The organism is Pseudomonas sp. R3-57 (assembly GCF_051132065.1).
Taxonomy (GTDB): domain Bacteria; phylum Pseudomonadota; class Gammaproteobacteria; order Pseudomonadales; family Pseudomonadaceae; genus Aquipseudomonas.
On sequence record NZ_CP071655.1, the window covers coordinates 5,663,902 to 5,679,929 of the forward strand.

The following is a 16,028-nucleotide window of genomic DNA, read 5'->3' on the forward strand; positions in this document are numbered from 1 at the left end:
TGTACACCCATCGACCTGCACACCCGAAAACCTGTGGGAGCTGGCTTGCCAGCGATAGAGGTGTGTCAGTCAACCAAAATGCTCAATGTGCCGTCGCTATCGCTGGCAAGCCAGCTCCCACAGGGGTATTTGTGTTGCGACTGTTGGTGATCGGCGTGATGCTGTTGTTAAGTGCCTGCGCCAGCCAGGCGCCGCTGCCCGCGGCCAACCCGACCTTGCCCCTGCCGCTGCAACTGCACATCGAACGCCAGCAGGCCGGGCAGCGTCAGGACTGGCTGTTGGTAATCCAGCGCGAAGGCCCGGGCATCCGCTGGTCGATGATGGATCCGCTGGGCATCCCGCAAGCCCGTCAGCAATTGATCGACGGCCAGTGGCAGGCCGATGGTCTGCTGCCACCGAACCCCGAAGCGCGGGAATTGTTTGCCGCGCTGCTGTTCGCCCTGACGCCGTCCGGCGAGCTTTTGCGCAACTATCCCGCCGCGCAGCAACAGAATAAGCAACGCTCCCTGCCCGCGCGCTGGAGCATTGACTATGCACAACCGTTGAGCTTCGAATTGACCCTGCCGCAAGGCCCGCACTATCGCGTTTCCCCGCTCGGTGACTCCACGCCATGACCGCTTATCTGAATGCCCTCGGTGTGATCTGCGCGCTGGGCCGCGACAAACGAGAAATTGCGCGCAAGCTGTTTGCCGGCGATTGCTCGGGCCTGCGCCGCGAATCGGCCTGGGTGCCGCAGCGTGAACTGCCGGTGGCCGCCGTGCCCGGTGAACTGGCGCCGATCCCGGCGGAACTGGCCGAGCACAGCACACGCAACAATCAATTGCTGCTCGAAGCCGCCCTGCAGATCCGCGATGAAATCGAGCAGGCGATCCAGACTTATGGTTGCGAGCGCATCGGCGTAGTGCTGGGTACCAGCACCTCGGGCATCGACGAAGCCAGCCGGGGTCTGGCGCACTACATTCGTGAGCAGCATTTCCCGGCTGAATACGATTACCGGCAACAGGAACTCGGCGCCCCGGCGAATTTTCTCGCCGAATGGCTGCAACTCAGCGGCCCGGCGTATGTAATTTCCACCGCGTGCACTTCCAGTGCCCGGGCGTTGATGAGCGCTCAGCGCCTGCTCGATCTGGGCTTGTGCGACGCCGTGTTGTGCGGCGGTGTCGACAGTCTGTGCAAACTGACCCTGAACGGTTTTTCTTCACTGGAAGCGATGTCGGACGAGCGTTGCAATCCGTTTTCGGTCAACCGCAACGGCATCAATATCGGCGAAGCGGCAGTGTTGTTCGTGATGAGCAAACAGCCAGGCGCAGGCCCGGCTATCGCGCTGCTCGGCGCCGGCGCCAGTTCCGATGCGCACCATATATCCGCGCCGGAGCCGAGCGGTCGCGGCGCCCTGCAAGCGATGCAGAAAGCCTTGAGCCGCGCGCAACTGCAAGCAGCGCAAATCAATTATCTGAACCTGCACGGCACCGCGACCCAGCACAACGACGCCATGGAAAGTCTGGCGGTCGCGGCGCTGTTTGCCGAAGGCGTCGCCTGCTCCTCGACCAAGCCGCTGACCGGCCACACCCTCGGCGCTGCCGGCGCGCTGGAAGCGGCGTTCTGCTGGCTGAGCCTGAGCGCCGACAACCACGAGCACGCCTTGCCTCCGCACGTCTGGGACGGCGCGGCCGATCCTGCCCTGCCTGCGCTGAACTGGGTGACCGCGAGCACACGCCTGTCGTCCATTGCACCGCGCTACCTGATGAGCAATTCGTTTGCCTTCGGCGGCAATAACGTCAGCCTGATTATCGGAGACGCCCCATGACCCCCTGGCCGCTCGCCGAACTGTTGCCCCACGCCGGTGACATGATTCTGATCGACGCGATCGAGCGTTTCGACGATGAGCAGATTTTCACCCGCCTCACGGTCCAGCCGGACGGCCTGTTCAGCCTCGCCGACGGCAGCCTGCCGGCATGGGTCGGCATCGAGCTGATGGCGCAAAGCGTCGCCGCGTTCGCCGGCTGTCACGCGCGGCAGAAAGGCAATCCGGTCGAGCTGGGCTTCCTGCTCGGCACGCGCAAGTTCGAGTGCAACGTTGAGGCTTTTCCTGCCGGCAGCCAACTGACCGTCCACGGCCTGCGCTCGCTGGAAGACGACAACGGCATGGGCGTGTTCGAGTGCCATATTCACGGCGACGGCATCCATGCCAGTGCGCGGCTGAATGTGTTTCGTCCGCCGCAGGCCACTCAGTATCTGCAACAAACCAAGGAGTCGAACCATGACTGAATCCATACTGGTCACCGGCTCCAGCCGTGGCATCGGCCGCGCCATTGCCCTGCGTCTGGCACAGGCCGGGCACGATATCGTCCTGCATTGCCGTAGAGGCCTGGCGCAAGCGCAAGCCGTTCAGACTGAAATCCAGGCGCTGGGGCGCAACGCGCGCATCCTGCAATTCGACGTGGCCGAGCGTGAAACCTGCAAAGCCATTCTTGAAGCCGATGTTGAAAACCATGGCGCCTATTACGGCGTGGTGCTTAATGCCGGGCTGACCCGTGACGGCGCCTTCCCCGCGCTGAGCGATGACGATTGGGACGTGGTGCTGCGCACCAATCTCGATGGTTTCTACAACGTGCTGCACCCGGTGATGATGCCGATGATTCGCCGCCGCGCCGCTGGGCGGATTGTCTGCATCACGTCGGTTTCCGGGCTGATCGGCAACCGTGGCCAGGTCAATTACAGCGCCTCCAAGGCGGGCGTAATCGGCGCGGCAAAGGCATTGGCGATCGAGCTGGGCAAGCGCAAAATCACCGTTAACTGTGTCGCCCCGGGCCTGATCGACACGGCGATGCTGGATGAAAACGTGCCGGTGGAAGAACTGATGAAAATGATCCCCGCGCAACGCACGGGCACCCCGGAAGAGGTGGCCGCTGCGGTGAATTTCCTGATGTCGGCGGAAGCCTCGTACATCACCCGCCAGGTACTGGCGGTCAACGGAGGCTTGTGCTGATGAAGCGCGTCGTCGTCACCGGCATGGCCGGCATCACCTCGCTGGGCAGCGACTGGGACACCATTGCTGGCAATTTCGCCGCCAACCGCAGCGGCATCCGTCGCATGCACGAGTGGGACCGCTTCAGCGAACTCAACACGCGCCTGGCCGGCCCTATCGACGACTTCGTAGTGCCCGCGCACTGGACGCGCAAGCAATTGCGCAGCATGGGCCGGGTTTCGCGGCTGGCGGTCGGTGCCTCGGAAAGAGCCCTGGCCGATGCCGGGCTGCTCGGCAACGAATCGATCAAGGACGGCCGCATGGGCGTCGCGTGTGGCTCGTCCACCGGCAGCACCGATGAGATCAAAGCGTTCGGCAACATGCTTCTCAACTCGGTAGCCGAGGGGCTCAACGCCAACTCCTACGTGCGGATGATGCCCCACACCACGGCGGCCAACATCAGCATCTTCTTCGGCCTCACCGGCCGCTTGATCCCGACCTCCAGCGCCTGCACCAGTGGCAGCCAGGGCATCGGCTACGCCTATGAAGCGATCAAGTTCGGTCGCCTGCCGCTGATGCTCGCCGGTGGCGCCGAAGAGCTGTGCCCGACCGAAGCAATGGTCTTCGATGCGCTCTACGCCACCAGCCTGAAAAACGATGCACCGCAGACCAGCCCGCGCCCATACGACAAGGGCCGCGACGGCCTGGTCATCGGTGAAGGCGGCGGCATGCTGGTCCTCGAAGAACTGGAACATGCCCTCGCCCGTGGCGCACGCATTCACGCCGAGATCGTCGGTTTCGGCAGCAACGCCGACGGCCAGCACACCACCCGCCCCGAGCAAGTGACCATGCGCCGCGCGATGGAGCTGGCGCTGGAAGACGCCGGGCTGACACCGGATGCGATCGGTTATGTAAATGGTCACGGCACCGCTACAGAACAGGGCGACATTGCCGAAACACTGGCAACCAGCAGTTTGTTCGGCGAACGCATGCCGATCAGCTCGCAGAAGAGTTTTCTCGGCCACACCCTCGGCGCCTGTGGTGCGCTGGAGTCGTGGTTCAGCATCGAAATGCTCAACCGCGACCTGTACGTGCACACGTTCAACCTCGACGAGGTCGACCCGCACTGCGGCAAGCTCGATTACCTGCGCGGCGAATTCCGCCAGATGCATCACGACTACGTGATGAACAACAATTTCGCTTTTGGTGGCGTCAACACCTCGTTGATTTTCCGCCGCTGGCACTGACCACAAGACATTTGGAGTGAAGGGAATGACTCAGTTTCACCGCATCGCCGCTTTGTTGGCACTGATCCTGGTGCTCGGCGGTTGCACCAGCAAACCGGTGTACAACGCCAAGGAAGAGTTTTCGCCGAACCTGGGCTTCACCCAGCAACAGATGAGCCGCGCGATCGTCACCGCGCTCAATGATCGGCAATGGGTGGTGCAATCGGTGCGCCCGGGCATGATCAAAGCAGCAATCACCGTGCGCGGTCGCCATCACGCCGAAGTCGACATTCCGTTCAGCCCGACCTCGTTCGAGATCGACTACCGCAGCAGCTACGGCCTCAATGCCAAGGACGGCAAGATCCACGGCAACTACAACCGCTGGGTCAACCGCCTGCGCGACAACGTGCTGAAAGAACTGTCGATCAACCCGGACATCGAAGCCGTCAACAACCTCGGCATCATCAAACAGGGTGCTGACGAGCCGACCTACCTGAGCTTTCGCGAAGGCGTCAAACGCGCCACCGACGCCGGCCTGCTCGACGGCAGCGTTAAGTTCTACCTGGCCGGCGAAGCCCTGCCCAAGCAAGTGCACAAACTCGACCCGGTGAGCAGCAGCCGCAAGACCAACGGCTCGAACAAATCCGACGAAGACGCCTGCTTCTGGGCCCTGCAATCGGCCCTCGCGACCCTGCAGAACGCCGCGAAAAACGCCGACGCCAATGCGGTGATCAACATCGCCAGCGTCGACCAGCGCGACCTGTACAAAGACACCGAAAAATTCCAGTGCCGCGCCGGGACATTGGTGTCGAGCGTCGCGTTGCGCGGTGATCTGGCGCACGTCGATTGAGTGGATTGTAGAAACGACAAAGGGCGCCTTTCGGCGCCCTTTCACAAACAGGTTGGCTTGTCATCGCCGCTTACCTGTCTGGCTCTGCGATGGCTGGTATCCAGGATCCTCAGAGTCTCACAAGCTCCTTGCGGGAACATTTTGGGGCGTTGCCCAACATCCTGAGGCGGGCACGGGCAATCGTCCCATGCACTTTGGCGATGAATCGAAGATCTCCCCCTGCTTCATCCAGGCAAATCTCAAGATAGGTCACCAAGTCCTCTTCAGTTTTCAAATAATCGATAGAGTCCCAGTTCGTGAATTTTTCGATCATGTTTTTTCTTGATGATTTCTGGCGTTAAGAAAATTAGCGTCCTTAGGTTATTCACACAAGGCACTCACTTCTGAAGTTCTCGTAGGGAATGCACTGACCTTGTGTAGTCCAGATCGCAATCACCTTAAATCCGCGATAACGCGATGATAAATTTTCTCGCCATAAGGGCACCATTCGGCGCCCTGCTCGTTTCAGTATCTACACTCGTCCTGACAGGACGTCGCACCGCGCCTGGTCGAACGGCGAGCCATCAGTCATGCACTCGCGGTTCTCTTTCAACGTCAAGGAGATGACCATGCAAGTGAAAGCCCTGATCGCCGCTGCGCTTTTCACGCTGCTGCCTGGAGCCAGCCACGCGACCAACCTGATGTACATGCCCTTCGAAACCGTGCTGTCGGATGCGATTCGCGCCGGGCGGCTGGATGGCAGTGTGAAGTTCTACCTGATCGGCAACGGGCCGCAGGGCACTCAGCAGTTGCTGCGGCGCGGCGTGGTCAGTGATCTGAAGACCAATGGTTTCAACAAGAGCGATCACCATTCCTGCGAGTGGGTGTTGCAGTCGAATCTGATCAAGTTGCAGGCCGATGCCAAGCGTGTCGGGGCGAATGCGGTGGTCAATATCGTCAGTTATTACGACCAGCATGTGCGCAAGGATATGAATACCTACGAGTGTAGGGCGGGGATTTTCGTGACGCGGGTGGCGCTGAAGGGGGATCTGGTGCGGTTGCCCTAAGAGCGGTGGTGTTTGAACGGACGCGTTCGCGAGCAGGCTCGCTCTTACAGGGGACCGCATTCCATAGTGGGAGCGAGACTGCTCGCGAAGAGGCGATCTGCCTTCACATAGAGTCGACCTTGTGCGTCAGCAGTTCGACAAATGCCTTGGCCATCGGTGATTTCTGATCCTTGCGCTGCACCAGCCACACCGCAGACACCGCTTGCGGATCAAGCAACGGTCGGTAGACCACGCCGTCGATGCGCATCCGCTGATAGGACGCCGGCAGCACCGAAACCCCCAGCCCCGCAGCGACCAGGCCGATGATGGTCATCGCCTCCCCCGCCTCTTGAGCGAAGTGCGGGCTGAACCCGGCATCGCGCGCCAGGCTCAGCAACTGCGCATACAGCCCGCTGCCGTAGCTGCGCGGAAAGAACACAAACGGCTCCAGTGCCAGCGCCGAGAGAAACAAGCCCTCCTCCGAGCCTTGCGCCAATGGATGCGTGGAACTGAGCACCGCGACCAACGGCTCGCGCATCAATTCGACCACACTCAACGAATCCGGCAACCCAAGCGGACGCATGATGCCGACCTCAATCGACTCGTCCACCAATGCGTCGGCGACCATGGTGCTGCTCATCTCACGCAGGTTCAGATGCACCGCCGGGAAACGCTGGCGAAAGGCAAAGATCGCCTGCGGAATCGTCGAGTTGAACGGCGCCGACGAGGTGAAGCCGATCTTCAATTCGCCCAGTTCGCCCAACTGCGCCCGGCGCGCAACATCGGCGGCCTTATCGACCTGCGCCAGCACCAATCGCGCCTCCTGCAGAAACAACCGTCCGGCTTCGCTGAGCTCGACCCGACGATTGGTCCGCTCAAACAGACGCGCGCCCACCTCTTGCTCCAGCGCCTGAATCTGTTGGCTCAGGGGCGGCTGGGAAATGCCCAGCACTTGTGCCGCGCGGCCGAAATGCAGTTCCTCGGCGACGGCGATGAAGTAGCGTAGATGGCGCAGTTCCATGGATTTCTCATTAGGTCGTGAAAGCTATCAAACAGGTCGAACAATATATTGGATAGAAACATTAGCCAGCTATATGATTTTTTCATTGCCTGCCTGGCTGTGCTCCCCCGAGGTCTGAAGTGAAAACTGCCGTTGCGCCATTAGCCCATGAAGTCCCGCCTGCTGCAGCGGACGATGCCATCGCCGAGCTGCAGGAGATCTTTATCGAAAAAGGCACACCGGCGTTCATGCGCACGGTGCTGGCGCTGTTCTGCGGCGGTTTTGCGACCTTCGCCTTGCTCTACTGCGTGCAGCCAATGATGCCACTGCTGTCCCATGAGTACGGGATCAACGCGGCGCAGAGCAGCCTGATCCTCTCGGTGGCCACCGGCATGCTCGCCTTCGGTCTGCTGATCACCGGACCGATTTCCGATCGGGTCGGGCGCAAACCGGTGATGGTCGCCGCCTTGTTCGCCGCTGCGCTGTGCACCATGGCCAGCGCGATGATGCCGAGCTGGCACGGCGTGTTGATCATGCGCGCCCTGATCGGCCTTTCGCTCAGTGGCCTGGCGGCGGTGGCGATGACTTATCTGAGTGAAGAAATTCATCCGCAACATATCGGTCTGGCGATGGGCTTGTACATCGCCGGCAACGCGATTGGCGGGATGAGCGGGCGCCTGATTACCGGGGTGCTGATCGACTTCGTCAGTTGGCACACGGCGATGCTGGTGATCGGCGGTCTGGCGCTGATTGCCGCAGCGGTGTTCTGGAAGATCCTTCCCGAGTCGCGCAACTTCCGCTCACGCTCATTGCATCCGCGCAGCCTGCTCGACGGGTTCACCATGCACTTTCGCGATGCCGGCCTGCCGCTGCTGTTTCTTGAAGCGTTCGTATTGATGGGCGCATTCGTCACGCTGTTCAATTACATCGGCTATCGCCTGCTGGCTGCACCGTACCACCTCGATCAGGTGTACGTCGGTTTGCTCTCGGTGGTGTATCTGTCAGGAATCTACAGCTCGGCAAAGATCGGTTCACTGGCCGACAAACTGGGGCGGCGCAAAGTGCTCTGGGCGACGATTGCGCTGATGTTCGTCGGCCTCGCGCTGACGATGTTCGTACCGCTGCTGTTGATCATCGTCGGCATGCTGATCTTCACCTTCGGCTTCTTCGGCGCGCACTCGGTGGCCAGCAGCTGGATCGGCCGCCGCGCGACCAAGGCCAAGGGCCAGGCATCGTCGTTGTACCTGTTCAGCTATTACGCCGGGTCGAGCATCGCCGGCACGGCGGGCGGGGTGTTCTGGCATTTGGGTGGGTGGAACGGGATCGGGTTGTTCATTGGCGCGCTGCTGCTGATTGCGCTTGGGGTGGCGTTGAAGCTGGCGAAGTTGCCGCCGTTGCAGGGTGTCAAAGCCTGATACAAACTTTGTAGGAGTGAGCCTGCTCGCGATAGCGGTGGGTCAGCCAGCACTTTCAGCGACTGACTTACCGCTATCGCGAGCAGGCTCACTCCTACATTTGATCGGCGTTCGACATGCGATTGTGGACACAAAAACGCCCGGCATAAGCCGGGCGTTTTTTTATTGGGCGAAAATTACTCGTGATACTGCGCCGACAGCTCATGCACCGCGCGCAAAAACGCACCAGCATGCTCGGGATCAACCTCAGGCGTGATGCCATGACCAAGGTTGAACACATGCCCGCTGCCCTTGCCGTAGCTGGCCAGAATGCGTCCGACTTCGGTGCGGATCGCTTCCGGTTTGGCGTAGAGCACGGTCGGGTCCATGTTGCCTTGCAGCGCGACCTGGTCGCCGACGCGGGCGCGGGCGTTGCCGATGTCGCAGGTCCAGTCCAGGCCTAGAGCATCGGCGCCGGCCTCGGCGATGCTTTCCAGCCACAGACCGCCGTTTTTGGTGAAGAGGATCACCGGCACTTTGCGGCCATCGTTCTCGCGAATCAGGCCGCTGACGATTTTCTTCATGTAGGCCAGCGAAAATTCCTGATACGCCGCGGCCGACAGGTTGCCGCCCCAGGTATCGAAAATCTGCACCGCTTGTGCACCGGCCATGATCTGGCCGTTGAGGTACGAGGTCACCGACTGCGCCAGTTTGTCCAGCAGCAGGTGCATGGCTTGCGGGTTGTCATAGAGCATCGCTTTGGTCTTGCGGAAGTCTTTCGACGAACCGCCTTCGACCATATAGGTCGCCAAGGTCCACGGGCTGCCGGAGAAGCCGATCAGCGGTACGCGGCCGTTGAGCTCGCGGCGAATGGTGCTGACCGCGTCCATTACATAACCGAGGTCCTTGTGCGGATCAGGGATCGGCAGGGCTTCGATGTCGGCCATCGTGCTGACGACTTTCTTGAAGCGCGGGCCTTCACCGGTTTCGAAGTACAGGCCCTGGCCCATGGCATCGGGGATGGTGAGGATGTCGGAAAACAGGATCGCCGCGTCCAGTTGCGGATAGCGGTCGAGCGGTTGCATCGTGACTTCGCAGGCGAATTGCGGATTCATGCACAGGCTCATGAAGTCGCCGGCGTGGGCGCGGCTGGCGCGGTACTCCGGCAGATAGCGACCGGCCTGGCGCATCATCCACACAGGGGTGACGTCAACGGGTTGCTTGAGCAGGGCGCGGAGGAAGCGGTCGTTCTTCAGGGCAGTCATGTCGGCATCCGGAAAAAAAGTGCGGGCATTTTCTCAGAGCGCGAGCCAAAAGGCACGGATGTGGGTCAGCCTTTTGTCTATCGGGTCAATTTGTCGCGTTGGAATGCTGACTTTGCAACACCACAAAACACTGTGGGAGCTGGCTTGCCAGCGATGCAGACAACTCGGTTCGTCAGGTAAACCAAGGTGATGCTATCGCTGGCAAGCCAGCTCCCACAGGTATTGCATTGCAGTCAGCCGGACGGGTTTAGACGCCCAGGTAATCGAGGATCCCTTCGGCCGCATTGCGCCCTTCGAAGATCGCCGTCACCACCAGGTCGGAACCGCGCACCATGTCGCCACCGGCGAAGATTTTCGGGTTGCTGGTCTGGTGCTTGTACTGGCCTTGCTCAGGCGCAACAACGCGGCCCTGGCTGTCGGTCTGGATTTCGAACTGTTCGAACCACGGCGCCGGGCTCGGGCGGAAACCAAAAGCGATGACCACGGCGTCGGCCGGGATGATCTCTTCGGAACCCGGGATCGGCTCGGGGCTGCGACGGCCACGGGCATCCGGTTCGCCGAGACGGGTCTCCACCACCTTCACGCCCTCGACCTTGTCTTCGCCAACGATGGCGATCGGCTGGCGGTTGTAGAGGAATTTCACGCCTTCTTCCTTGGCGTTCTTCACCTCTTTGCGCGAGCCGGGCATGTTCGCTTCGTCACGACGATAAGCGCAGGTCACTGACTTGGCGCCCTGACGGATCGAAGTGCGGTTGCAGTCCATCGCCGTGTCGCCGCCGCCGAGTACCACGACCTTCCTGCCTTTCATGTCGACGAAATCTTCCGGCGACTTTTCAAAGCCCAGGTTGCGGTTGACGTTGGCAATGAGGAAGTCCAGCGCGTCGTAAACGCCCGGCAGATCCTCACCGGCAAAACCGCCCTTCATGTAGGTGTAGGTGCCCATGCCCATGAAAACCGCATCGTATTCGCCGAGCAGTTGCTCCATGGTCACGTCTTTGCCGACTTCGGTATTCAGCCGGAACTCTATGCCCATGCCGGTGAAGACTTCGCGGCGGTTGCTCAGCACGGTCTTTTCCAGTTTGAACTCGGGGATGCCGAAGGTCAGCAGGCCGCCGATTTCCGGGTTCTTGTCGAACACCACCGGCGTCACGCCGCCACGCACCAGCACGTCGGCACAGCCCAGACCAGCCGGGCCTGCACCAATGATCGCGACACGTTTGCCGGTCGGTTTGACCTTGGACATGTCCGGGCGCCAGCCCATGGCAAACGCGGTGTCGGTGATGTACTTCTCGACCGAACCGATGGTCACCGCGCCGAAGCCGTCGTTGAGAGTGCAGGCACCCTCACACAGACGATCCTGCGGGCACACCCGGCCGCAGACTTCCGGCAAGGTGTTGGTCTGGTGCGACAGCTCGGCAGCCTGGAGGATGTTGCCCTCAGCCACCAGTTTCAGCCAGTTGGGAATGAAGTTGTGCACCGGGCACTTCCATTCGCAATACGGGTTGCCACAACCCAGGCAGCGGTGGGCCTGATCGGCCGACTGCTGGGGTTTGAACGGTTCGTAGATTTCGACGAACTCTTTCTTGCGTTGACGCAACAGTTTCTTCTTCGGATCCTTGCGCCCGACATCGATGAATTGAAAGTCGTTACTGAGACGTTCGGCCATCACTAAAACCTCTTACACGACAGCTCCAAGCTACTAGCTTCAAGCTGCAAGAAAATCACATTAGTCCGGTACAACGCGCACTAGCTTCAGCTTGTCGCTTGAAGCTAGTGACTTGCAGCTGCGTCGTTATTGCGGACTCGCACGAGTACTGGAGAGCAGAGATTTCAGACTCGCCGCCTTAGGCTTGACCAGCCAGAAACGACGCAGATAGTCATCGAGGTTCTCGGCGAGTTCACGACCCCACTCGCTGTCGGTTTCCGCGACGTACTCGTTCAGCACGTTTTGCAGGTGGCTGCGATAGGCTTCCATCGCCTCGCCGCTGATCCGCTGGATTTCCACCAGTTCGTGGTTGACCCGGTCAACGAAGGTGTTGTCCTGATCGAGCACGTAGGCGAAACCACCGGTCATGCCTGAGCCGAAGTTGTAACCGGTCTTGCCCAGCACGCAGACGAAACCACCGGTCATGTACTCGCAGCAGTGATCGCCGGTGCCTTCCACAACCGCATGGGCACCGGAGTTACGCACGGCAAAACGCTCGCCTGCGGTGCCAGCGGCGAACAGCTTGCCACCCGTGGCGCCGTACAGGCAGGTGTTGCCGATGATGGCGCTTTCCTGAGTCTTATAGACGCTGCCCTTCGGCGGCACGATGGTCAGCTTGCCACCGGTCATGCCTTTGCCGACGTAGTCGTTGGCATCGCCTTCGAGGTACATGTTCAGACCGCCAGCGTTCCACACGCCGAAGCTCTGACCGGCCGTGCCTTTGAAACGGAAGGTGATCGGCGCTTTCGCCATACCCTGGTTGCCGTGCTTGCGGGCGATCTCGCCGGAGATCCGCGCGCCGATCGAACGATCGCAGTTGCAGATATCCAGATCGAATTCAGCACCGCTGAGGTCGTTGATCGCTGCCGAAGCCATTTCGACCATTTTCTCGGCCAGCAGGCCTTGGTCGAATGGTGGGTTGCGCTCAACGCCGCAGAACTGAGGTTTGTCCGCCGGGATGTGATCGCTGCCCAACAGCGGCGTCAGGTCCAGGTGGTTTTGCTTGGCGGTCTGGCCTTCAAGGATTTCCAGCAGATCGGTACGACCGATCAGCTCTTCCAGCGAACGCACGCCAAGCTTGGCCAGCCACTCGCGGGTTTCTTCGGCGACGTAGGTGAAGAAATTCACCACCATGTCGACGGTACCGATGTAGTGGTCCTTGCGCAGCTTCTCGTTCTGAGTGGCGACGCCGGTGGCGCAGTTGTTCAGGTGGCAGATACGCAGGTATTTGCAGCCCAGCGCGATCATTGGCGCGGTGCCGAAGCCAAAGCTTTCAGCGCCGAGAATGGCTGCCTTGATCACGTCGAGACCGGTTTTCAGGCCGCCGTCGGTCTGCACCCGGACCTTGCCGCGCAGGTCGTTGCCGCGCAGGGTCTGGTGGGTTTCGGCGAGGCCGAGTTCCCATGGTGCCCCGGCGTATTTGATCGAGGTCAGCGGCGAAGCACCGGTGCCACCGTCGTAGCCGGAGATGGTGATCAAGTCCGCATAGGCCTTGGCCACACCGGCAGCAATGGTGCCGACGCCCGCTTCTGCTACGAGTTTTACCGAAACCAGCGCCTGCGGGTTGACCTGCTTGAGGTCGAAAATCAGCTGCGACAAGTCTTCGATCGAATAGATGTCGTGGTGCGGCGGCGGCGAAATCAGAGTCACGCCCGGCACTGCATAACGCAGCTTGGCGATCAGCCCGTTGACCTTGCCGCCCGGCAGTTGCCCACCCTCGCCCGGCTTGGCGCCCTGGGCCACCTTGATCTGCAGCACTTCGGCGTTGACCAGGTATTCCGGGGTCACGCCGAAACGGCCAGTGGCGACCTGCTTGATTTTCGAGCTCTTGATGGTGCCGTAACGCGCCGGGTCTTCACCGCCTTCGCCGGAGTTGGAACGCGCACCGAGGCGGTTCATGGCTTCGGCCAAAGCTTCGTGAGCTTCCGGCGACAAGGCGCCCAGCGAGATACCGGCGGAGTCGAAGCGCTTGAGCACCGATTCCAGCGGCTCGATTTCACTGAGGACCAGCGGCGTATCGAGGGTCTTGACCTTGAACAGGTCGCGGATCATCGACACCGGACGGTTGTCGACCAGCGAGGTGTATTCCTTGAACTTGGCGTAGTCGCCCTGCTGCACGGCGGCTTGCAGGGTGTTGACCACGTCCGGGTTGTAGGCGTGATATTCGCCACCGTGGACAAACTTCAACAGACCGCCCTGCTGGATCGGCTTGCGCGGACTCCAGGCTTCGACGGCCAGCGCTTTCTGCTCGGCTTCGATGTCGACGAAACGCGCCCCCTTGATCCGGCTCGGCACGCCACGGAAGCTCAGCTCGCAGACTTCTTCGGACAGGCCGATGGCTTCGAACAGCTGCGCACCGCGGTACGAAGCGATGGTCGAAATGCCCATCTTCGACAGGATCTTCAGCAGGCCTTTAGTGATGCCTTTGCGGTAGTTCTTGAACACCTCGTAGAGGTCGCCCAGCACTTCACCGGTACGGATCAGGTCGCCCAGCACTTCGTAAGCCAGGAACGGATACACCGCCGAGGCGCCGAAACCGATCAGTACGGCGAAGTGATGCGGGTCACGTGCGGTCGCGGTTTCAACCAGGATGTTGGAATCGCAACGCAGGCCTTTTTCAGTCAGGCGGTGGTGTACCGCGCCGGTCGCCAGGGAGGCGTGGATCGGCAGTTTGCCCGGGGCAATATGACGGTCGCTCAGGACGATCTGGGTACGACCGGCGCGCACGGCTTCTTCAGCCTGATCGGCAACGTTGCGGATCGCCGCTTCAAGGCCGAGGCTTTCGTCGTAGTTGAGGTCAATGATCGCCCGTTCGAAACCCGGACGGTCGAGGTTCATCAACGAACGCCACTTGGCCGGGGAAATGACCGGCGAGCTGAGGATCACCCGCGAGGCGTGTTCAGGCGATTCCTGGAAAATGTTGCGCTCGGCGCCGAGGCAGATTTCCAGCGACATCACGATCGCTTCACGCAGCGGGTCGATCGGCGGGTTGGTCACCTGCGCGAACTGCTGACGGAAATAGTCGTACGGCGTACGCACACGCTGGGACAGCACGGCCATTGGCGTGTCGTCGCCCATCGAACCAACGGCTTCGTAGCCTTGCTCGCCGAGCGGACGCAGTACCTGATCGCGCTCTTCGAACGTGACCTGATACATCTTCATGTACTGCTTGAGCTGATCGACGTCGTAGAACGCCGAACCGTGGTCGTTGTCTTCCATGGTCGCCTGAATGCGCAAGGCATTCTTGCGCAGCCATTGCTTGTACGGATGACGGGATTTCAGACGGTTATCGATCGCATCGGTGTCGAGGATCTGCCCGGTCTCGGTGTCCACGGCGAAGATCTGGCCCGGACCGACGCGGCCCTTGGCGAGCACGTCTTCAGGCTGGTAGTTCCACACGCCGATTTCCGAGGCGAGAGTAATGAAACCGTTTTTGGTGGTAACCCAGCGCGCCGGACGCAGACCGTTACGGTCGAGCAGGCACACCGCGTAGCGACCGTCGGTCATCACGACACCGGCCGGGCCGTCCCACGGCTCCATGTGCATCGAGTTGTACTCGTAGAACGCACGCAGATCCGGGTCCATGGTTTCGACGTTCTGCCACGCTGGCGGAATGATCATCCGCACGCCACGGAACAGGTCGATGCCACCGGTGACCATCAGTTCGAGCATGTTGTCCATGCTCGAGGAGTCGGAACCGACACGGTTGACCAGCGGGCCGAGCTCTTCCAGATCCATCAGATCGTTGCTGAACTTGGTCCGACGGGCCTGTGCCCAGTTGCGGTTACCGGTGATGGTGTTGATCTCGCCGTTGTGCGCGAGGAAGCGGAACGGCTGCGCCAGCGGCCATTTCGGCAGGGTGTTGGTGGAAAAGCGCTGGTGGAACACGCAGATCGCGGTTTGCAGGCGCTCGTCACTCAGGTCTGGATAGAACGCGGCCAGATCGGCCGGCATCATCAGGCCTTTATAGATGATGGTCTTGTGCGAAAAGCTGCAGATGTAGTGGTCGCTGTCGACGGCGTTGGCCACCGACGAACGGCGACGGGCGCTGAACAGCTTGACCGCCATGTCCTGATCGCTCAGGCCTTCGCCGCCGATGTAGACCTGCTCGATCTGCGGCAGGCGCTCAAGGGCCAGACGGCCGAGGACGCTGGTGTCGATTGGCACTTTGCGCCAGCCGATCAGTTGCAGGCCTTCAGCGAGGATCTCGCGGTTCATGTTCTCGCGAGCGGCTTCGGCCTTGGCCGGATCCTGGTTGAAGAAGACCATGCCCACAGCATATTGCTTGGGCAACTCGACGCTGAAGGTTTCCTGGGCGATGGCTCGCAGGAACGCATCAGGCTTTTGAATCAGCAGACCGCAACCGTCACCGGTCTTGCCGTCGGCATTAATCCCACCGCGGTGGGTCATGCAGGTCAGGGCCTCGATGGCCGTTTGCAAAAGGGTATGACTGGGCTCGCCCTGCATATGGGCTATCAGGCCGAAACCGCAGTTATCCTTGAATTCATCTGGTTGGTACAGACCTGCTTTCATAGACACTTTCTCACCAGGCTGCCTCTATTCGAGGCAAATTTCTTTTCAATTCAACCACTTGC

13 protein-coding genes are annotated in these 16,028 nt (G+C 60.8%); 8 read left to right on the plus strand and 5 right to left on the minus strand.

Annotated features, from left to right (window positions below; translation table 11 throughout):
* Positions 1–158 precede the first annotated feature (158 nt).
* The 6 genes from J3P93_RS25400 to J3P93_RS25425 are packed head-to-tail and all read left to right on the plus strand — an operon-like array spanning position 159 to position 5,044.
* Positions 159–614 (plus strand): hypothetical protein, encoded by a 456-nt coding sequence (locus tag J3P93_RS25400; RefSeq protein WP_434598486.1) that lies wholly within the window; start codon positions 159–161, stop codon positions 612–614.
* Positions 611–1,807, plus strand: coding sequence for a beta-ketoacyl-[acyl-carrier-protein] synthase family protein (locus J3P93_RS25405; protein WP_434593156.1), 1,197 nt, complete (start codon positions 611–613; stop codon positions 1,805–1,807). Before J3P93_RS25400 ends, J3P93_RS25405 begins: the two co-directional genes overlap by 4 nt.
* Positions 1,804–2,268, plus strand: coding sequence for a hotdog family protein (locus tag J3P93_RS25410; RefSeq protein ID WP_434593159.1), 465 nt, complete (start codon positions 1,804–1,806; stop codon positions 2,266–2,268). Before J3P93_RS25405 ends, J3P93_RS25410 begins: the two co-directional genes overlap by 4 nt.
* The gene (fabG, locus tag J3P93_RS25415) at positions 2,261–2,989 is read left to right on the plus strand and encodes a 3-oxoacyl-ACP reductase FabG (RefSeq protein WP_434593162.1); all 729 of its coding nucleotides are present in this window, start codon (positions 2,261–2,263) and stop codon (positions 2,987–2,989) included. The genes J3P93_RS25410 and fabG overlap by 8 nt, the downstream gene beginning before the upstream one ends.
* On the plus strand, positions 2,989–4,215 hold the full coding sequence (locus tag J3P93_RS25420) for a beta-ketoacyl-ACP synthase (protein ID WP_434593165.1): 1,227 nt from the start codon (positions 2,989–2,991) through the stop codon (positions 4,213–4,215). The genes fabG and J3P93_RS25420 overlap by 1 nt, the downstream gene beginning before the upstream one ends.
* Positions 4,216–4,240: 25 nt before the next feature.
* On the plus strand, positions 4,241–5,044 hold the full coding sequence (locus J3P93_RS25425; protein WP_203420418.1) for a hypothetical protein: 804 nt from the start codon (positions 4,241–4,243) through the stop codon (positions 5,042–5,044).
* A 109-nt stretch (positions 5,045–5,153) separates the two neighbouring features.
* On the opposite strand, the gene J3P93_RS25430 is transcribed toward J3P93_RS25425, so the two are convergent.
* Positions 5,154–5,357, minus strand: coding sequence for a DNA-binding protein (locus J3P93_RS25430; protein ID WP_434593168.1), 204 nt, complete (start codon positions 5,355–5,357; stop codon positions 5,154–5,156).
* Positions 5,358–5,652: 295 nt separating this feature from the next.
* Here J3P93_RS25430 and J3P93_RS25435 point away from each other — a divergent pair, with 295 nt between their 5' ends.
* Complete coding sequence (locus tag J3P93_RS25435; protein ID WP_434593171.1) at positions 5,653–6,090, plus strand: excinuclease; 438 nt, start codon at positions 5,653–5,655, stop codon at positions 6,088–6,090.
* A 103-nt stretch (positions 6,091–6,193) separates the two neighbouring features.
* Here the strand turns inward: J3P93_RS25435 and J3P93_RS25440 are convergent, their stop codons facing one another.
* Positions 6,194–7,090 (minus strand): LysR substrate-binding domain-containing protein, encoded by an 897-nt coding sequence (locus J3P93_RS25440; protein ID WP_434593174.1) that lies wholly within the window; start codon positions 7,088–7,090, stop codon positions 6,194–6,196.
* Between the two features lie 179 nt (positions 7,091–7,269).
* Here J3P93_RS25440 and J3P93_RS25445 point away from each other — a divergent pair, with 179 nt between their 5' ends.
* Positions 7,270–8,484 carry an MFS transporter gene (locus J3P93_RS25445; protein WP_434598488.1) on the plus strand — a complete coding sequence of 405 codons (1,215 nt, stop codon included), beginning with the start codon at positions 7,270–7,272 and terminating at the stop codon, positions 8,482–8,484.
* A gap of 176 nt (positions 8,485–8,660) precedes the next feature.
* Here J3P93_RS25445 and hemE read toward each other — a convergent pair whose 3' ends face one another.
* The 3 genes from hemE to gltB form a co-directional block, all read right to left on the minus strand.
* Positions 8,661–9,728 (minus strand): uroporphyrinogen decarboxylase, encoded by a 1,068-nt coding sequence (gene hemE / locus J3P93_RS25450; RefSeq protein WP_434593177.1) that lies wholly within the window; start codon positions 9,726–9,728, stop codon positions 8,661–8,663.
* Between the two features lie 247 nt (positions 9,729–9,975).
* Entirely contained in the window at positions 9,976–11,394 is a 1,419-nt protein-coding gene (locus J3P93_RS25455; RefSeq protein WP_434593179.1) for an FAD-dependent oxidoreductase, read from the minus strand.
* A 126-nt stretch (positions 11,395–11,520) separates the two neighbouring features.
* The gene (gltB, locus tag J3P93_RS25460) at positions 11,521–15,966 is read right to left on the minus strand and encodes a glutamate synthase large subunit (RefSeq protein ID WP_434593182.1); all 4,446 of its coding nucleotides are present in this window, start codon (positions 15,964–15,966) and stop codon (positions 11,521–11,523) included.
* Positions 15,967–16,028 lie beyond the last annotated feature (62 nt).

Coding starts and splice junctions, on each gene's coding strand:
- J3P93_RS25455 (WP_434593179.1), bottom strand. CDS start 11,394: ATGGCCGAACGTCTCAGTAACGACTTTCAATTCATCGATGTCGGGCGC.
- gltB (WP_434593182.1), bottom strand. CDS start 15,966: ATGAAAGCAGGTCTGTACCAACCAGATGAATTCAAGGATAACTGCGGT.
- fabG (WP_434593162.1), top strand. CDS start 2,261: ATGACTGAATCCATACTGGTCACCGGCTCCAGCCGTGGCATCGGCCGC.
- J3P93_RS25425 (WP_203420418.1), top strand. CDS start 4,241: ATGACTCAGTTTCACCGCATCGCCGCTTTGTTGGCACTGATCCTGGTG.
- J3P93_RS25420 (WP_434593165.1), top strand. CDS start 2,989: ATGAAGCGCGTCGTCGTCACCGGCATGGCCGGCATCACCTCGCTGGGC.
- J3P93_RS25440 (WP_434593174.1), bottom strand. CDS start 7,090: ATGGAACTGCGCCATCTACGCTACTTCATCGCCGTCGCCGAGGAACTG.
- J3P93_RS25400 (WP_434598486.1), top strand. CDS start 159: ATGCTGTTGTTAAGTGCCTGCGCCAGCCAGGCGCCGCTGCCCGCGGCC.
- J3P93_RS25405 (WP_434593156.1), top strand. CDS start 611: ATGACCGCTTATCTGAATGCCCTCGGTGTGATCTGCGCGCTGGGCCGC.
- J3P93_RS25430 (WP_434593168.1), bottom strand. CDS start 5,357: ATGATCGAAAAATTCACGAACTGGGACTCTATCGATTATTTGAAAACT.
- hemE (WP_434593177.1), bottom strand. CDS start 9,728: ATGACTGCCCTGAAGAACGACCGCTTCCTCCGCGCCCTGCTCAAGCAA.
- J3P93_RS25435 (WP_434593171.1), top strand. CDS start 5,653: ATGCAAGTGAAAGCCCTGATCGCCGCTGCGCTTTTCACGCTGCTGCCT.
- J3P93_RS25410 (WP_434593159.1), top strand. CDS start 1,804: ATGACCCCCTGGCCGCTCGCCGAACTGTTGCCCCACGCCGGTGACATG.